Source organism: Serratia sp. PF-27 (assembly GCF_030053255.1).
GTDB classification, from domain to species: domain Bacteria; phylum Pseudomonadota; class Gammaproteobacteria; order Enterobacterales; family Enterobacteriaceae; genus Serratia; species Serratia bockelmannii.
The window spans coordinates 104,870-122,047 of sequence record NZ_JASGBT010000023.1; the positions used below are offsets into that span (position 1 = coordinate 104,870).

Consider the following 17,178-nt stretch of genomic DNA (forward strand, 5'->3'; position numbering starts at 1 on the left):
ATGATGAATGATAAAGATCTCTCGACCTGGCAGACATTCCGTCGACTCTGGCCGATGATCACTCCTTTTAAGACCGGGCTGATTGTGGCCGCCATTGCGTTGATTATGAACGCAGCGGGGGACACGCTGATGCTGTCTCTGCTTAAACCGCTATTGGACGATGGGTTTGGAAAAACCGACAGCAGCGTGCTGGTGTGGATGCCGTTGGCCGTCATCGCGCTGATGCTGATGCGCGGCGTAACCAGCTTTGTTTCAAGCTACTGCATTTCCTGGGTTTCCGGCATGGTGGTGATGCAGATGCGTCGCCGCCTGTTTGGCCACATGATGAGAATGCCGGTGGCCTTCTTCGATCAACAGTCCACCGGGACTTTGCTGTCGCGCATTACCTATGATTCCGAGCAGGTAGCTTCCTCCTCGTCCAGCGCGCTGGTGACCGTGGTGCGTGAAGGGGCTTCGATCATTGGCCTGTTCATCATGATGTTCTACTACAGCTGGCAGCTGTCGGTGATCCTGATCGTGCTGGCGCCGATCGTCTCCATCGCTATTCGCCTGGTCTCCAAGCGTTTCCGCAACATCAGCAAGAACATGCAGAACACGATGGGGCAGGTGACCACCAGCGCCGAACAGATGCTGAAAGGCCATAAAGAAGTGCTGATCTTCGGTGGCCAGCAGGTGGAAACCGAGCGCTTCAACTCGGTCAGCAACCGCATGCGTCAACAGGGCATGAAACTGGTTTCCGCGTCTTCGATTTCCGATCCGATCATTCAGCTGATCGCTTCGCTGGCGCTGGCGTTCGTGCTGTTTGCCGCCAGCTTCCCAAGCGTGATGGCAACCCTGACCGCCGGTACCATTACCGTGGTGTTCTCATCGATGATCGCGCTGATGCGCCCGCTGAAGTCGCTGACCAACGTCAATGCCCAGTTCCAACGCGGGATGGCGGCATGCCAGACGCTGTTCTCCATTTTGGATATGGAACAGGAAAAAGACACCGGCACCCGCGAAGTGAAGCGTGCGAAAGGCGATATCGAATTCCGCAACGTCACTTTCTACTACCCATCCAAGGAAACGCCGGCGCTGCGTGATATCAACCTGAAAATCGCCGAAGGCAAGACCGTCGCCTTGGTGGGCCGTTCCGGTTCGGGTAAATCCACGATCGCCAACCTGTTGACGCGTTTCTACGATATCCAAGAAGGCGAAATCCTGATGGATGGCCACGATTTGCGCGAATATACCCTGGCCTCGCTGCGCAATCAGGTAGCGCTGGTCTCGCAAAACGTGCACCTGTTCAACGACACCATCGCCAACAACATTGCCTATGCACGCGAGAGTGAATATAGCCGCGAGCAGATTGAGAAAGCGGCCGAAATGGCGTACGCAATGGACTTCATCAACAAGATGGAGAACGGCCTGGATACGGTGATCGGTGAGAACGGCGTAATGCTGTCCGGCGGCCAACGTCAGCGTATCGCCATCGCGCGCGCGTTGCTGCGCGACTGCCCGATCCTGATCCTGGATGAGGCGACGTCTGCGCTGGATACCGAGTCCGAACGTGCCATCCAGGCTGCGCTGGACGAGTTGCAGAAAGACCGTACTTCGCTGGTGATCGCGCACCGTCTGTCGACGATTGAGAAGGCGGACGAGATCCTGGTGGTGGAAGATGGTCGCATTGTTGAACGCGGCGAACACACCGAGTTGCTTGAACGCCAGGGCGCCTATGCGCAACTGCACCGCATGCAGTTTGGTCAATAATGATTGAGCGCATCTGGTCCGGCGGTTCGCTGCTTTATCTGGCGCTGCTGCCGCTCTCCTGGCTGTATGGCCTGCTCAGTTGGCTGATTCGCCTAAGCTATCGCTGTGGCCTGCGCAAAAGCTGGCGCGCGCCGGTGCCGGTGGTGGTGGTGGGCAATCTCACTGCCGGCGGCAACGGCAAAACGCCGATGGTGATCTGGCTGGTGGAACACCTGCAGCAGCGGGGCTATCGCGTTGGGGTGGTGTCGCGCGGCTACGGCGGCAAGTCGGCGGTCTATCCTCTGGTGCTGGGTCAGAATACATCGACCCGCGAGGCGGGGGATGAGCCGGTGCTGATTTATCAGCGTACCGGGGCGCCCGTGGCGATCGCGCCCAAGCGCGCCGAGGCGGTGCAGGCTCTGCTGCAACAACAGCCGCTGGATGTGATCATCACCGACGACGGCTTGCAGCACTATGCCTTACAGCGTGACTTCGAGCTGGTGGTCATCGACGGTGTGCGTCGGTTCGGTAACGGCTGGTGGTTACCAGCCGGACCGATGCGTGAGCGTGCTGCGCGGCTTGGCAGCGTCGATGCGCGTGTCGCCAATGGCGGCGTGGCGCAGGCCGGAGAAATTGCTATGCGTCTGCAGGCGCGTGACGCAGTAAACCTGCTAAGCGGTGAACGTCGCCCGGCGGCCGAGCTGCCGCGCGTGGTGGCGATGGCGGGTATCGGCCATCCGCCGCGTTTCTTCGCGACGTTGGAAAAGCTGAACGTCGAGGTGGTGCAGGAAGTGGCGTTTGCCGATCATCAGGAATATCAGCAGCCGCAGCTGGCGGCGTTGGTTACCGCAGAGCAAACGCTGCTGATGACGGAGAAGGACGCGGTGAAATGCCGCGCCTTTGCCCAGCCTAATTGGTGGTATTTACCGGTTGATGCGGTGCTACCTTCCGCTCAGGCTGAGCAACTGCTGCAGGATATCGAGTCTCTACTGGCTAAGTAACCTCAGGACGCCAGCGTGACAAGCCCCAGGGCTTGCGCGCAGGCTTCCAGCGAACGCTGCTGGGTTTGTTGATACAGCGCCAGCTCGTCGATCACCTCACTGCCCAACGCTTGTTCAAACGCTGCCCGGCTTGACGCCGCATTGTACTGTGTATGGCGGCTGTCCCCCAGATTCGATTGGAAAATCCCCGCCGCGCTGACCGGCAGAAAATCTTCATACACCAGTGGCTGGAAGCGAACGTGTTCTTTCTCGATCAGTTGCTCCAGGGTGCTGTGCTTATCCAGTGATTCTTTGGCCGCCAGGCCGCACTCGGTCGGGAAATAGCGGAACCAGGCCAGCTGTTGCTCGCGCAGCGTGGCGTAATCATCCGGAAACGCCCGGAAGTTTTCTTCCAGCAACTGATAATAGCGTTCGGCATTTTTCTCGCTCGGCGGCGCCTGCAGCGCATCGTTGGTGGCCTTCAGCAGACGGTCGTAAAGTTCGCGTCCTTTGGTCGTCAGCGCTACACCACGCTGTTCGATCTCGCCGAAGCGTGCGGTATGATGACCGGCGACGACGCGGCCGTCGCGCTCAACGAAATCGACGCGTTCTTCCAACGCTTTGAAGCTGGTCTGGCGCAGCAGGATCGCGCGACGGCGCCGAGGCGGCCCCTCAATGACCGCTTTGGGCGTAATACCGCGGGCGGGCATCGCCTGCTGAACGCGATCGATATCCAGCGTGCGCGGTGTCAGGTGGTTGATATGCGGCCCTTTAAACGCCACGACGTCGGCGATCAGGCGATGCTGATCGTGCAGCTGCCGGTATTCTTCGGCGCTGACCGTCGCCTGGTTGTGCCAGCGGAAGGTTTCCAGCGCTTGTTCGACAAATTCTTGCGCCTGTACTTCATTTAGCCCGCCTTGCGCTTCCTGCAACGCGATCAGTTCCAACGCGCGATCGGTAAAGATACGGCGGCGCGCCAGCAAGCCTTCGGCCAGCTCACGCAGCGCGGGATCTTCTATCAGCTCCAGGCGAAGCAAGGAGGTAAATACGCGGAACGGACTGACCTGCAGCGCGTCTTCGTGTACGGCGCGAAAGGCGGTCGAGTGCACGGGAACGCCCGCCACAGACAGATCATAGTAACCGACCGGCGCCATGCCCATCACCCGGAACAGACGGCGCAGGGTGGCCAGTTCGCCAGCAGTGCCGACCCGGATCGCGCCGTGGCGCTCCATCGCAAGGCGTTCGATCTCGCCGGTGATTTGCAGTTGATGAGCCAGTGCGGCATCTTCGCGCAGAACCTGTCGGTTGGTTTCCGCCACCAGCTCCAGCAGATCGCCGTACAGTGGTACCTCCTTTTGGTACATGTCCGACATCGCGTGAGAGAATCTGGCGCGGATTTCATTAGGTGAAACGAACTGCTGGGCGGTCATGCGCATAGCTCCTTGATTCAGCATAATCTGAAAAATCGTGTTTTTAGCGGCAAAAGTGCTGGCGAAAAAGCCGTCTGCCTTGTTTTCCCCTCAAGTTTAGCCATCTGATTTGGGATTTGTTATAGACGTGGCAAGCATATTAGAGTTTTATGCGTTAGCTCTCATTTGCAGCGCACGGACGGACAAATGATGCCCCGGTGAGCAGAGGAACGCGGTGGATCGGCCGCGGCGAGCGTTAAATTAAGTCATGCATATTCAGGGGGATAAAAATAAATTCGGCGTATTTATGAATTTAATGCAATAAACCCCTTGTGCATCCACCATTTTTATGAGTAAATGCAAGTCGGCCTGTAATCCAGACCTATTTATGTTCGAGTTTAGAGTTAAGCAGTTCCTCCAAAAACGTTATCATCCGATTCCGCTTCAAAGACGAACCTTCTAAGTACCTCCCATAAGTAATGTTTCTGACATGGCCACAATTGCCTCTTATGGCAGGTTTTGTAAATATATTTAAAGGTAAAAGTAATGTCTAAGAAGACGGGTCAAGTTAAGTGGTTCAACGAAAGCAAAGGTTTTGGTTTCATTGAGCAGCACGACGGCGGCAAAGATGTATTCGTACACTTCTCCGCTATCATGACCGACGGTTTCAAGACCCTGGCTGAAGGCCAGCGCGTCGAGTACACCATTCAGGACAGCCCGCGCGGGCCGGCTGCCGCTAACGTAGTTGCTCTGTAAGAAGACAGGGAACGCGTATAAGAGATCTTAATACAACCATGGTGATGCCTCAGCGCTGAATCATGCGGAAGATATTAAGTTCAACAAGCCCGCCTTCGTGCGGGTTTTTTAATTTTTTGCTCACGAGAGGTTTGTTACGAAAAACTTTAGGATGGGCTGGTAGCGTCCAGACAATATAAAAAATGACGTTGTCAAGGATGCTCAAGTAAAAGGATATAAGTTATGTTTAAAAATACTGTGTTAAAAATGGGCCGTGTGAAATGGTTTAATCAGGCCGAAGGCTATGGTTTTATTTCACCGGTAGATGGCAGCGACGAAATCTATGTCAATCGCAACGCTATCGCCAACACCAAAAATAAGTCGTTGAACGAAGGTCAGAACGTTGAGTTCTCGATCTATCGCAGCTCGCATGGGCTGTCCGCGGCAGACGTTATCGCGTTCTGATCGCACCCACCTTCCTCGCCAGTGCCGGTGTCGCCACCCGCAAGCACTGGCGAAGATAAATCCCGCGATATCCACTATTATCAGGCCATTGCCTACTCGCCACGGATATCAGGATGACCATCCCGACCCTTTCCCTTACCGCCGCTCGCGCGCTGCACCTTGCCGCCCAAGGGCTGCTTTCTCCGCTTAAACGCCAGGCTCGGCCCGATGACGTCTTGAGTGCGATCCAGCGCATGGGGTTGTTACAAATCGATACCATTAGCGTCGTTGCTCGCAGCCCGTATCTGGTGCTGTTCAGCCGTTTGGGAGCCTATCAGCCGGAGTGGCTTGAGCAGGCGCTCGCCGGCCGCAAGCTGTTCGAGTATTGGGCGCACGAGGCCTGTTTCCTGCCGATCGAAGATTTTGGCCTGCTGCGCCACCGCATGCTGGCGCCGCATGATATGGGCTGGAAATACTCCGCCGCCTGGGTGCAGCAGCACCAGGCCGCGATGGACAACCTGCTGCGGCACATCGAACAACAGGGGCCGGTGCGCTCCGCCGATTTCAGCGCCGAGAAGAAGGGCAACAGCGGGTGGTGGGACTGGAAACCGGAGAAACGTCATCTGGAAATTCTTTTTACCGCCGGCAAGCTGATGGTGGCCGAACGTCGCAACTTCCACCGGGTTTACGATCTGACCGAAAGGCTGCTGCCGGCCTGGGACGATGCGCGCCATACGCTGCCTGTGGAGCAGGCGCGCCGGCAGATGCTGTGCCGCACCTGCCGCTATCTGGGCATTTTCCGCGCCGAGTGGTTGGCGGACTACTATCGGCTGAAGCGCGTGGCGCCAAAAGCCTTGCTGGCAGCGCTGCAGGAACAGGGCGAGATTACGCCGGTGCAGGTAGAGGGGCTGGAAGGACAATTCTATGTGCATGAATCACTGGCGGAATTGCTGCCGCTGGCGGAGCAGGGCAAACTCAAATCGACGGTCACCAGCCTGCTTTCGCCTTTTGATCCGGTGGTGTGGGATCGCCGTCGGGCGCTCGAGCTGTTCAACTTTGACTATCGGCTAGAGTGTTACACGCCGAAAGAAAAACGTCGCTATGGCTACTTCACCTTGCCGGTGCTGCATCGTGGCGAGCTGGTGGGGCGGATTGACGCCAAGGCGCACCGTCGCCAGGGCATCTTCGAGATCATCAGTTTCCATGCGGAGCCGCAGGTGCGCTTCGGCAAACAGCGAACGCAAGATATCCGACAGGCCATCGCGCGCACGGCCAAATGGCACGGTGCACAACGCGTCGCGCTGGGTGACATTCCGGCGGTGTTGGCCGCTGAATGGGGTGCCGGCTGGGAAGTGGGATAACGAGCGACGCCGTCGGTGGGGTAAAACGAAGTTAAGCGTCGCTCGTTACAAAGGGGCTCAGTGGCTGAAGTTAGCGAACAGAGCGATGATTTTATGCAGACGTTTGATCACGTATTACTACCTTTTTTGTGATTTGCATCACAAAATTCTACGCCGGGATGCGCCGTAGTTCAAGCTGTTGCGCCGGCGCGGTGAGGAAATATCGGCGGGTTGGTGCCGCCGATGATTAACCTGAGGCCGGGCGTTATGCTATCCTCACTGCCTTTCCCAGATGACCAATCCCCTTGCGGAGGATGCATGGACCACCGTTTACTCGAAATCGTTGCCTGCCCGGTATGCAACGGCAAACTCTATTTCAATAAAGAAAACCAGGAGCTGGTGTGCAAAGCGGACGGGTTGGCTTACCCGCTGCGCGACGGCATCCCGGTGCTGTTGGAAAATGAAGCGCGTGCGCTGTCGCTGGACGAGAAGCACGCATGAGTTTTATCGCTATTATTCCCGCCCGCTACGCCTCAACCCGTTTGCCGGGCAAACCGCTGGCAGATATTCACGGTAAGCCGATGGTGGTGCACGTGATGGAGCGTGCCCGTGAGTCCGGCGCCAGCCGCGTCATCGTGGCGACCGATCATCCTGAAGTCGCCAAAGCGGTGGAAGCCGCCGGCGGCGAAGTGTGCATGACCAGCCCGGATCACCATTCCGGCACCGAGCGTCTGGCGGAAGTGATCGCGCACTACGGCTTTGCCGACGACCAGATCATCGTTAACGTGCAGGGCGACGAACCGCTGATCCCACCGGTGATCGTGCGTCAGGTCGCAGAGAATCTGGCGGGCAGCCAGGCCGGCATGGCGACGTTGGCAGTGCCGATCGAGAGCGCGGAAGAGGCTTTCAACCCCAACGCGGTGAAGGTCGTAATGGACGCACAGGGCTACGCACTCTATTTCTCACGCGCCACCATTCCGTGGGATCGCGAACGTTTCGCTGCGTCGAAAGAGAGCATCGGCGACAGCCTGCTGCGTCACATCGGCATCTATGCGTACCGTGCCGGTTTCGTGCGCCGCTACGTCAGCTGGGCGCCGAGCCAACTGGAACAGATCGAGCTGTTGGAACAGCTGCGCGTGCTGTGGTACGGTGAAAAAATCCACGTGGCGGTCGCGAAAGCGATCCCGAGCGTGGGGGTCGATACGCCGGAAGATCTCCAGCGCGTGCGCGACAGCATTCAACCCTGAGCCTGATTTCGTCGGCGCGGCGCGCAACGCGCCGACGATGTAATACCTCCCCTATTGATCCCCGTTTTGTTGATCTGCGTTGAAGAATTTTTCCGCTCACCGTTCGATGATGTTACGCATCCCCCCATATTAGCCTGAGGTGAATGCCTTATGGAGCAGTTACGCGCAGAACTGAGCATTGTGCTGGGTGAGTCCATCAGCCGGCTGGAGCGGGTGAGCGAGCAGCCTTATGCGCATATGTATTCGCTGTACGATCGGCAGGGCAACGCCATCCCGCTGATGGCGAAAAGTTTTATCTGTCAGGGTATTGCCCAACAGGAGGCGTATAAGTTGTCGATGTTGGCGCGCGACGGGGATATTCGCCTGCCGACGGTGTACGGCGTAGTGTGCACCCACCAGGCGCCGTATACGGAAATCCTGCTGATCGAACGCCTGCGCGGCGTGTCGGCCGAAGCGCCAACGCGTTCGCCGGATCGCTGGAACATGTTGATGGAGCAGATCGTCGACGGGGTATTGGCCTGGCACCGCATCGACAGTCACGGCAGCGTCGGCAGCGTTGACAGCACGCAGGAGAACGACTGGTTTTGTTGGTATCAACAGCGGGTTGAAGTGCTGTGGGCGACGTTGGTCAATCTCACTACCCCGCAGCTGACCATGGCGGATCGGCGTTTGCTGTATCGCACGCGCGAAGCGCTGACTCATTTCTTCGTCGGCTTCGACGATCCCTGCGTCCTGGTGCACGGCAACCTGTCGCTGCGCAGTATGCTGAAAGATCCCAAAAGCGATCAACTGCTGGCGATGCTCAATCCCGGTGTGGTGCTGTGGGCGCCGCGCGAATACGATCTTTTCCGCCTTTGCGAGCCGGGCATGCCCAGCCAACTGCTGTTCAGCTATCTGCAGCGGGCGCCGGTCGCCGACGCTTTCCTTGCGCGGCGCTGGCTATACGTGGTGTGGGAAGCGGTAGGGCGTTTGATCCATACCGGCAAGTTGGAGCGGCGGCCGTTCGACTATGCGTCGCAACAGCTGCTGCCCTGGCTGGCCGGTTGAACGGGTTTTACTCGGCGCCGGCGCTATCCGCGCCTTTCAGCCACTGCCACAGGCTGCCCAGCGTTTCATACCAGGCACGTTCGGTATGGCCGAGGAACATCGACGACGGTGTGGCGCGATCCCAGATATTCAGCGGCGAGTCGATCGCCAACTGGTTGGCCGGTGCTGGGATCGGGTGCAGGCCTTTAGCCTTGAAGAAACGCATGGCACGCGGCAAATGGTTGGCGGAGGTCACCAGAATGAACGGTTGCTCGCCGACCAACTTGGCGACCTGAGCGGCTTCTTCCTCGGTATCGCGCGGTTCCCTCAAAATCACCATATCGCTGCGCGGCACGCCCAGGCTTTCGGCTACCAGCGCCGCCGTGGCGGCGTTGCTTTGCATGCGTCCGGCGGACGCGCCGGTAAACACCATCCTGGCGCCGGGATGCGCAAGGTAGAGCCGCACGCCTTCCGTCACGCGCGGCAGACTGTTGCCGAGCAGGTTCGAGCTAGGTGCCCAGTCGGGATTGTAGGTATAGCCCCCGCCCAACACCACGATGTAGCTGACCGGATCGTTGCCGCGATAAGTCTGGTATTCGGCTTCGATCGGCCGCAGCAGTCGGTCGGCCACCGGTTGCAGGCTGAAAAGCAGTAAAAACAGCCAGCTCAGCGTGAAAATCGTCTTACCGCTTTTTTGCCAACGGGTGAACCACAGCAGTAACAGCGCCAGCCCCATCATCAGCATCAACAGCGGTAGCGGCATCAGCAGGGCGCCAAAGAACTTTTTCAGGTTGAACAGCATCGAAAATCAGATCCTTTTGGGTGAAAAAGCGGCATCCAGGCATAAACAGGCCGCAAGAAGATACATTCTAAGCCAGTCTGTGCCAAAATAGCAGGTTTGAATGGGCGTGCGCTTTGCCGCCGCAAGAATGAGATCAGCGGAGCCGTTGTCCATGCAGGATCGCAATTTTGACGATATTGCTGAAAAATTTGCGCGTAATATTTACGGCACCACGAAAGGAAAAATCCGCCAGGCGGTGGTTTGGCAGGATCTGACCGGGCTGCTGGCGCAGTTGCCGCAGCGGCCGCTGCGCATCCTTGACGCCGGGGGCGGGGAAGGCCATATGGCCTGCCAACTGGCAGAATTAGGACATCAGGTGTTGTTGTGCGATCTTTCTGGTGAGATGATCCAGCGCGCCGCGCAGCTGGCGGAGCAGAAAGGTGTGAGCCAGAACATGCAATTCGTACAAAGTTCTGCGCAGGATATCGCTCAACATTTGGAACAGCCGGTTGATCTGATATTGTTTCATGCAGTGCTTGAATGGATCGCCGAACCCGAAGCGGCACTGCAGGCATTGTGCGACTGTCTGACGCCGGGTGGCGCGCTGTCGCTGATGTTCTTCAACGCTAACGGTCTCTTGATGCGTAACGTGGTGTTGGGTAATTTCCAACTGGTGGATCCCGAAGTCAGACGGCGCCGCAAGCGTTCGCTGTCGCCACAATATCCGCACGATCCGCTATTGGTCTACGGCTGGCTGGAACAACTGGGCATGCGCATCAGCGGCAAAACCGGCGTGCGGGTGTTTCACGACTACCTGCAGAGCAGACAGCTGCAAACACAAAAATTTGAAGAGTTACTGGCGCTTGAACAGCACTATTGCCGGCAGGAGCCGTACGTGAGTTTGGGGCGCTATATTCACGTCATGGCGCATAAACCAAACCTGAAGGACGAACTATGAGTGAATTTTCCCAGACAGTACCCGAACTGGTCGCCTGGGCACGGAAAAATGATTTCTCTATTTCGCTCCCTACGGAGCGTCTCGCATTTCTGCTTGCCATCGCCACCCTGAACGGCGAACGGCTGGACGGCGAGATGAGCGAAGGTGAGCTGGTTGATGCATTTCGCCATGTCAGCAAGGGTTTTGAACAGACGCATGAAACGGTGGCGATGCGCGCCAACAATGCGATCAACGACATGGTGCGCCAGCGCCTGTTGAACCGCTTTACCAGCGAACTGGCGGACGGCAACGCGATTTACCGCCTGACGCCGCTGGGTATCGGCATTACCGATTACTATATTCGCCAACGCGAATTCTCCACGCTGCGTCTGTCGATGCAGCTGTCGATCGTGGCGCAGGAACTCAAACGCGCCGCCGATGCCGCCGACGAGGGCGGCGACGATTTCCATTGGCATCGCAACGTGTTCGCGCCATTGAAATATTCGGTGGCGGAAATCTTCGACAGCATCGACATGACGCAACGTGTGATGGACGAGCAGCAGCAGAGCGTGAAAAACGACATCGCGGCGCTGCTGAGCAAAGACTGGCGGGCGGCGATCTCCAGCTGCGAAATGCTGCTGTCGGAAACCTCGGGCACCCTGCGCGAACTGCAGGATACGCTGGATGCGGCGGGCGACAAGCTGCAGGCCAATCTGCTGCGCATCCAGGACGCAACCCTCGGCAACGTGGAGCTCGGCTTCGTCGACAAGCTGGTGTTCGATCTGCAGAGCAAGCTGGATCGCATCATCAGCTGGGGTCAGCAGGCGATCGACCTGTGGATCGGTTACGATCGCCACGTACATAAATTTATCCGTACCGCTATCGATATGGATAAAAACCGCGTGTTCGCCCAACGCTTGCGCCAGTCGGTGCAAACCTATTTCGACCACCCGTGGGCGCTGACCCATGCCAATGCCGATCGTCTGCTGGACATGCGCGACGAAGAACTGGCGCTGCGCAGCGAGGAAGTGACCGGGGAACTGCCGCCGGATCTGGAGTTCGAAGAGTTCAGCGAAATTCGCGAACAGCTGGCGGCGATGATCGAAGAGGCGCTGAAGGTGTACCAGGAACAGCAGATGCCGCTCAATCTTGCAGCGGTGATGCGCGATTACCTGGCGCAATACCCGCGTGCGCGTCATTTCGACGTGGCACGTTTAGTGGTCGACCAGGCAGTGCGCCTCGGTGTGGCTGAAGCAGATTTCTCAGGGTTGCCGGCGGAATGGCAGGCAATCAATGATTACGGAGCCAAGGTCCAGGCCCATGTCATCGACAAATATTGAACAAGTAATGCCAGTCAAGCTGGCCAAAGCGTTGTCCAACTCGCTGTTCCCGGCGCTGGATAGCCAACTGCGCGCGGGTCGTCACATCGGTATCGATGAGTTGGACAACCACGCCTTTTTAATGGATTTCCAGGATGAGCTGGAAGAATTTTACAACCGTTACAGCGTCGAGCTGATTCGGGCGCCGGAAGGTTTCTTCTATTTGCGCCCGCGCTCCACCACGCTGATCCCGCGTTCGGTGCTGTCCGAGCTGGATATGATGGTCGGCAAGATCTTGTGCTACCTGTATCTCAGCCCCGAGCGCCTGGCGCACGAAGGCATTTTCAGCCATCAGGAGCTGTACGACGAGCTGCTGAGCCTGGCGGATGAGAACAAGCTGCTGAAGTTCGTCAACCAGCGCTCCACCGGTTCGGATCTCGATCGGCAGAAGCTGCACGAGAAGGTGCGCACCTCGCTGAACCGCCTGCGCCGCCTCGGCATGGTCTATTTCATGGGCAATGACAGCAGCAAGTTCCGCATTACCGAGGCGGTGTTCCGCTTCGGCGCCGACGTGCGCAGCGGCGACGATCCGCGTGAAGCGCAGCTGCGCATGATTCGCGACGGCGAGGCGATGCCGGTTGAAACCAGCCTGTCGCTGAACGATGAGAATGACGCTGAGGATCAGCAGGTTGATAACGCTCCTGACGGTGCAGAGGATGAACAGGAATGATTGAACGCGGTAAATTTCGCTCGCTGACGCTGGTTAACTGGAACGGTTTCTTCGCCCGTACCTTTGATCTGGATGAGCTGGTGACCACGCTGTCCGGCGGTAACGGGGCGGGGAAGTCCACCACCATGGCGGCCTTCGTCACCGCACTGATCCCCGACCTGACGCTGCTGCACTTCCGTAACACCACCGAAGCGGGCGCCACCAGCGGTTCGCGCGACAAAGGCTTGCACGGCAAGCTGCGTGCCGGCGTGTGTTACTCCACCCTCGACGTCGTCAACTCGCGCCACCAGCGCGTGGTGGTCGGTGTGCGCCTGCAGCAGGTGGCAGGGCGCGATCGTAAGGTCGACATCAAACCTTTCACCATCCAGGGCCTGCCGACCGCGGTACAGCCGACCGAACTGCTGACCCAGACCGTGGGCGATCGCCAGGCGCGCGTGCTGTCGCTGCAAGAGCTGAAAGAGCGCGTGGAAGAGATGGAGGGCGTGCAGTTCAAGCAGTTCAACTCCATCACCGATTACCACTCGCTGATGTTCGATCTGGGCGTGATCCCGAAACGCCTGCGTTCGTCCGCCGATCGCAGCAAATTCTACCGTCTGATTGAAGCGTCGCTGTACGGTGGTATCTCCAGCGCCATCACCCGCTCGCTGCGCGATTACCTGCTGCCGGAAAACAGCGGCGTGCGCAAGGCGTTCCAGGACATGGAAGCGGCGCTGCGCGAAAACCGCATGACGCTGGAAGCGATCCGCGTCACCCAGTCGGATCGCGACCTGTTCAAGCATTTGATCTCCGAGGCCACCTCCTATGTGGCGGCGGACTATATGCGCCACGCCAACGAACGCCGCATCCATCTGGACGGCGCGCTGGCGCTGCGCAGCGATCTGTTGGGCAGCCGCAAGCAGCTGGCCGCCGAACAGTATCGCCATGTGGAAATGGCGCGCGAGCTGAGCGAACAGAGCGGCGCCGAATCCGATCTGGAAACCGATTACCAGGCCGCCAGCGACCACCTGAATCTGGTGCAGACGGCGATGCGTCAGCAGGAGAAGATCGAACGCTATGAAGCCGATCTGGAAGAGCTGACCTACCGTCTGGAAGAGCAGAACGAAGTGGTGGCCGAGGCGAGCGAGCAGCAGGCCGAAAACGAGGCGCGCGCCGAAGCGGCCGAGCTGGAAGTGGACGAACTGAAGAGCCAGTTGGCCGACTACCAGCAGGCGCTCGACGTGCAGCAGACCCGCGCCATTCAGTACCAACAGGCGCTGCAGGCATTGGAGCGCGCGCGCGCGCTGTGCCAACTGCCGGACCTGACCGCCGACAACGCAGAACAGTGGCTGGACACCTTCCAGGCCCGCGAGCAGGAAGCGACCGAAGCGTTGCTGATGCTGGAACAGAAGCTGAGCGTGGCCGACGCCGCACACGGCCAGTTCGAACAGGCCTATCAGCTGGTGGGTAAAATTGCCGGCCAGGTCAGCCGCAGCGAAGCCTGGCAGTGCGCGCGCGAATTGCTGCGCGACTGGCCTTCGCAGCAACACCTCGCCGAGCGCGTTCAGCCGCTGCGTTTGCGCCTGAGCGAACTGGAACAGCGCCTGCGCTCGCAGCAGGACGCCGAACGCCTGCTGAACGAATTTTGCAAACGCCATGGTCAAGAGTACCAGCCGGACGATCTCGACATGCTGCAACAGGAGCTTGAAGAGCGCCTGGAAGCGCTGTCGCAGAACGTCAGCGAAGCCGGTGAACGCCGTATGGAGATGCGCCAGGAACTGGAGCAGATCCAGCAGCGCATCCGTGAGCTGACGGCGCGTGCCCCGGTGTGGCTGGCGGCGCAGGACGCCCTGGGCCAGCTCAGCGATCAGAGCGGAGAGCCGCTGGAAAACAGCCAGCAGGTGACCGAATACATGCAGCAGCTGCTGGAGCGCGAGCGTGAAACCACCGTCGAGCGCGACGAAGTGGCGGCCCGCAAACGTGAAGTGGAAGCGCAGATCGAACGTCTCAGCCAGCCGGGCGGCGCGGAAGATCAACGCCTGGTCACGCTGGCCGAACGTTTCGGCGGCGTGCTGCTGTCGGAAATTTACGATGATGTCACCATCGACGACGCGCCTTACTTCTCGGCGCTGTACGGCCCTTCGCGCCACGCCATCGTGGTGCCGGATCTGTCGCTGGTGCGCGAAATGCTGGAAGGGCTGGAAGATTGCCCGGAAGATCTTTACCTGATCGAAGGGGATCCGCAGTCGTTCGATGACAGCGTGTTCGCCGTCGAAGAGCAGGACAAAGCGGTGGTGGTGAAGATCGCCGATCGCCAGTGGCGTTATTCTCGTTATCCGGAAGTGCCGTTGTTCGGCCGCGCGGCGCGCGAAAACCGTCTGGAAGTGCTGCATGCCGAGCGTGAAACGCTGGCGGAGCGCTACGCCACGCTGTCGTTCGACGTGCAGAAAACCCAGCGTTCACACCAGGCCTTCAGCCGCTTTATCGGCACCCATCTGGCGGTGGCGTTCGACGCTGACCCGGAAGCGGAGATCCGCGGTTTGAGCGCCCGCCGTGGCGAAATCGAACGCGCGCTGAACAATCACGAAGCGCAGAACCAGCAGCAGCGTCAGCAGTACGATCAGGCCAAAGAGGGCATTTCCGCGCTCAACCGCCTGATGCCGCTGGTATCGTTGCTGAACGATGAAACGCTGCAGGATCGCGTCGACGAGATCCGCGAAGAGCTGGAAGAGGCGCAGGACGCCGCGCGTCATATTCAGCAGCACGGCGTGTCGCTGACCAAGCTGGAGCCGCTGCTGTCGGTGCTGCAGAGCGATCCGCAGCAGCATGAACAGCTGCAGCAGGACTACGCGCAGGCGCAAAGCGTGCAGCGCCAGGCCAAACAGCAGGCGTTCGCGCTGACGGAAGTGGTGCAGCGCCGCGCGCATTTCAGCTATACCGACTCCGCCGGCATGCAGAATGCCAACAACGATCTCAACGACAAGCTGCGTCAGCGCCTGGAGCAGGCGGAAGCCGAACGCGCCCGTGCCCGTGAACAGCTGCGTCAGTATCAAACCCAGTTCACCCAGTACAGCCAGGTGCTGGCCTCGCTGAAAAGTTCGTATGACGCCAAGCGCGACATGCTGAAAGAGCTGAGCCAGGAGCTGGTGGATATCGGCGTGCAGGCCGACGCCAACGCCGAAGCGCGTGCGCGCCAGCGCCGCGACGAGCTGCATACGGCGTTGAGCAACAACCGTGCTCGTCGCAATCAGTTGGAGAAACAGCTGACCTTCTGCGAAGCCGAAATGGACGGCCTGCAGAAGAAACTGCGCAAGCTGGAACGCGACTATCATCAGCTGCGCGAGCAGGTGGTGACCGCCAAGGCGGGCTGGTGCGCGGTGATGCGTCTGGTGAAAGACAATGGCGTGGAACGCCGCCTGCATCGCCGCGAGCTGGCGTATATGGATGGCGACGAGCTGCGTTCGATGTCGGATAAGGCGCTCGGTGCGCTGCGTCTGGCCGTGGCGGACAACGAACACCTGCGAGACGTGCTGCGCCTGTCGGAAGATCCGAAGCGGCCGGAGCGCAAGATTCAGTTCTATATCGCGGTGTACCAACACCTGCGCGAGCGTATCCGCCAGGACATCATTCGCACCGACGATCCGGTCGAGGCCATCGAGCAGATGGAGATCGAGCTGGGCCGTCTAACCGAAGAGCTGACCGCGCGCGAGCAGAAGCTGGCGATCAGTTCGAAAAGCGTGGCCAACATCATTCGCAAAACCATTCAGCGCGAACAGAACCGTATTCGCATGCTGAACCAGGGGCTGCAGGCCGTTTCCTTCGGCCAGGTGAAGAGCGTGCGCCTGAACGTCAATGTGCGAGAAGCGCACGCCACCCTGTTGGACGTGCTCTCTGAGCAACAGGAACAACATCAGGATCTGTTTAACAGTAACCGCCTGACCTTCTCCGAAGCGTTGGCCAAGCTTTACCAGCGCCTGAATCCGCAGATCGACATGGGGCAGCGCACGCCACAGACCATCGGCGAGGAGTTGCTGGACTACCGCAACTATCTGGAGATGGAAGTGGAAGTGTACCGTGGCTCCGACGGCTGGCTGCGTGCGGAAAGCGGCGCGTTGTCGACCGGTGAAGCCATCGGTACCGGGATGTCAATTCTGGTGATGGTGGTACAGAGCTGGGAAGAAGAGTCCCGCCGTCTGCGCGGCAAAGACATCTCGCCGTGTCGCCTGCTGTTCCTCGATGAAGCGGCGCGTCTGGATGCCAAGTCGATCGCCACGCTGTTCGAACTGTGCGACCGTTTGGAGATGCAGCTCATCATCGCGGCGCCGGAAAACATCAGTCCAGAGAAGGGCACCACCTATAAACTGGTGCGTAAGGTGTTCCAGAACCACGAGCATGTGCACGTGGTGGGGTTGCGCGGTTTTGCCGGCGAGCCGCCGGCGCTGGGCACTGCGTCGGTTGAAACGCAGTAAGGTAGAAAAACGCCCTAAAAATCCGAAAATAGCCGCCGTAGGGTGGCTATTTTTTTG

At 59.0% G+C, this 17,178-nt stretch carries 14 protein-coding genes; 12 read left to right on the plus strand and 2 right to left on the minus strand.

Annotated features, from left to right (window positions below):
- Window positions 1-1,749 (plus strand): lipid A ABC transporter ATP-binding protein/permease MsbA, encoded by a 1,749-nt coding sequence (gene msbA / locus QMZ29_RS23610; RefSeq protein WP_025302279.1) that lies wholly within the window; start codon window positions 1-3, stop codon window positions 1,747-1,749.
- Window positions 1,749-2,729 (plus strand): tetraacyldisaccharide 4'-kinase, encoded by a 981-nt coding sequence (gene lpxK / locus QMZ29_RS23615; protein ID WP_261423681.1) that lies wholly within the window; start codon window positions 1,749-1,751, stop codon window positions 2,727-2,729. Before msbA ends, lpxK begins: the two co-directional genes overlap by 1 nt.
- Before the next feature lie 2 nt (window positions 2,730-2,731).
- On the opposite strand, the gene hglS is transcribed toward lpxK, so the two are convergent.
- Window positions 2,732-4,138: a 2-oxoadipate dioxygenase/decarboxylase HglS gene (gene hglS, locus QMZ29_RS23620; protein ID WP_060432821.1), complete on the minus strand. Its 1,407-nt coding sequence runs from the start codon at window positions 4,136-4,138 to the stop codon at window positions 2,732-2,734.
- A gap of 525 nt (window positions 4,139-4,663) precedes the next feature.
- On the opposite strand from hglS, the gene cspE reads away from it, so the two are divergent.
- The 6 genes from cspE to QMZ29_RS23650 all read left to right on the plus strand — a co-directional run bounded on the left by cspE (window position 4,664) and on the right by QMZ29_RS23650 (window position 8,930).
- The gene (gene cspE, locus QMZ29_RS23625; protein WP_004928244.1) at window positions 4,664-4,873 is read left to right on the plus strand and encodes a transcription antiterminator/RNA stability regulator CspE; all 210 of its coding nucleotides are present in this window, start codon (window positions 4,664-4,666) and stop codon (window positions 4,871-4,873) included.
- 222 nt (window positions 4,874-5,095) lie between these two features.
- Window positions 5,096-5,317: a cold-shock protein gene (locus QMZ29_RS23630; RefSeq protein ID WP_004928241.1), complete on the plus strand. Its 222-nt coding sequence runs from the start codon at window positions 5,096-5,098 to the stop codon at window positions 5,315-5,317.
- A 113-nt stretch (window positions 5,318-5,430) separates the two neighbouring features.
- Window positions 5,431-6,657 carry a winged helix-turn-helix domain-containing protein gene (locus QMZ29_RS23635; RefSeq protein WP_049204253.1) on the plus strand — a complete coding sequence of 409 codons (1,227 nt, stop codon included), beginning with the start codon at window positions 5,431-5,433 and terminating at the stop codon, window positions 6,655-6,657.
- A 297-nt stretch (window positions 6,658-6,954) separates the two neighbouring features.
- Window positions 6,955-7,137, plus strand: coding sequence for a Trm112 family protein (locus QMZ29_RS23640; RefSeq protein ID WP_004928237.1), 183 nt, complete (start codon window positions 6,955-6,957; stop codon window positions 7,135-7,137).
- Window positions 7,134-7,883 carry a 3-deoxy-manno-octulosonate cytidylyltransferase gene (kdsB, locus tag QMZ29_RS23645; RefSeq protein ID WP_004928235.1) on the plus strand — a complete coding sequence of 250 codons (750 nt, stop codon included), beginning with the start codon at window positions 7,134-7,136 and terminating at the stop codon, window positions 7,881-7,883. The genes QMZ29_RS23640 and kdsB overlap by 4 nt, the downstream gene beginning before the upstream one ends.
- Before the next feature lie 150 nt (window positions 7,884-8,033).
- Window positions 8,034-8,930, plus strand: coding sequence for a YcbJ family phosphotransferase (locus tag QMZ29_RS23650; RefSeq protein ID WP_261423680.1), 897 nt, complete (start codon window positions 8,034-8,036; stop codon window positions 8,928-8,930).
- A gap of 7 nt (window positions 8,931-8,937) precedes the next feature.
- Here QMZ29_RS23650 and elyC read toward each other — a convergent pair whose 3' ends face one another.
- The gene (elyC, locus tag QMZ29_RS23655; protein ID WP_261423679.1) at window positions 8,938-9,711 is read right to left on the minus strand and encodes an envelope biogenesis factor ElyC; all 774 of its coding nucleotides are present in this window, start codon (window positions 9,709-9,711) and stop codon (window positions 8,938-8,940) included.
- 151 nt (window positions 9,712-9,862) lie between these two features.
- On the opposite strand from elyC, the gene cmoM reads away from it, so the two are divergent.
- From cmoM to mukB, 4 genes are read left to right on the plus strand one after another with little or no spacing between them, the layout of a single operon-like run.
- Window positions 9,863-10,648, plus strand: a complete 786-nt coding sequence (gene cmoM / locus QMZ29_RS23660) for a tRNA uridine 5-oxyacetic acid(34) methyltransferase CmoM (protein ID WP_025302286.1) — start codon at window positions 9,863-9,865, stop codon at window positions 10,646-10,648.
- Window positions 10,645-11,967 carry a chromosome partition protein MukF gene (gene mukF / locus QMZ29_RS23665; protein WP_004928228.1) on the plus strand — a complete coding sequence of 441 codons (1,323 nt, stop codon included), beginning with the start codon at window positions 10,645-10,647 and terminating at the stop codon, window positions 11,965-11,967. Before cmoM ends, mukF begins: the two co-directional genes overlap by 4 nt.
- Window positions 11,948-12,676, plus strand: a complete 729-nt coding sequence (mukE, locus tag QMZ29_RS23670) for a chromosome partition protein MukE (RefSeq protein ID WP_004928226.1) — start codon at window positions 11,948-11,950, stop codon at window positions 12,674-12,676. Before mukF ends, mukE begins: the two co-directional genes overlap by 20 nt.
- Window positions 12,673-17,121, plus strand: coding sequence for a chromosome partition protein MukB (mukB, locus tag QMZ29_RS23675; RefSeq protein ID WP_043137650.1), 4,449 nt, complete (start codon window positions 12,673-12,675; stop codon window positions 17,119-17,121). The genes mukE and mukB overlap by 4 nt, the downstream gene beginning before the upstream one ends.
- Window positions 17,122-17,178 lie beyond the last annotated feature (57 nt).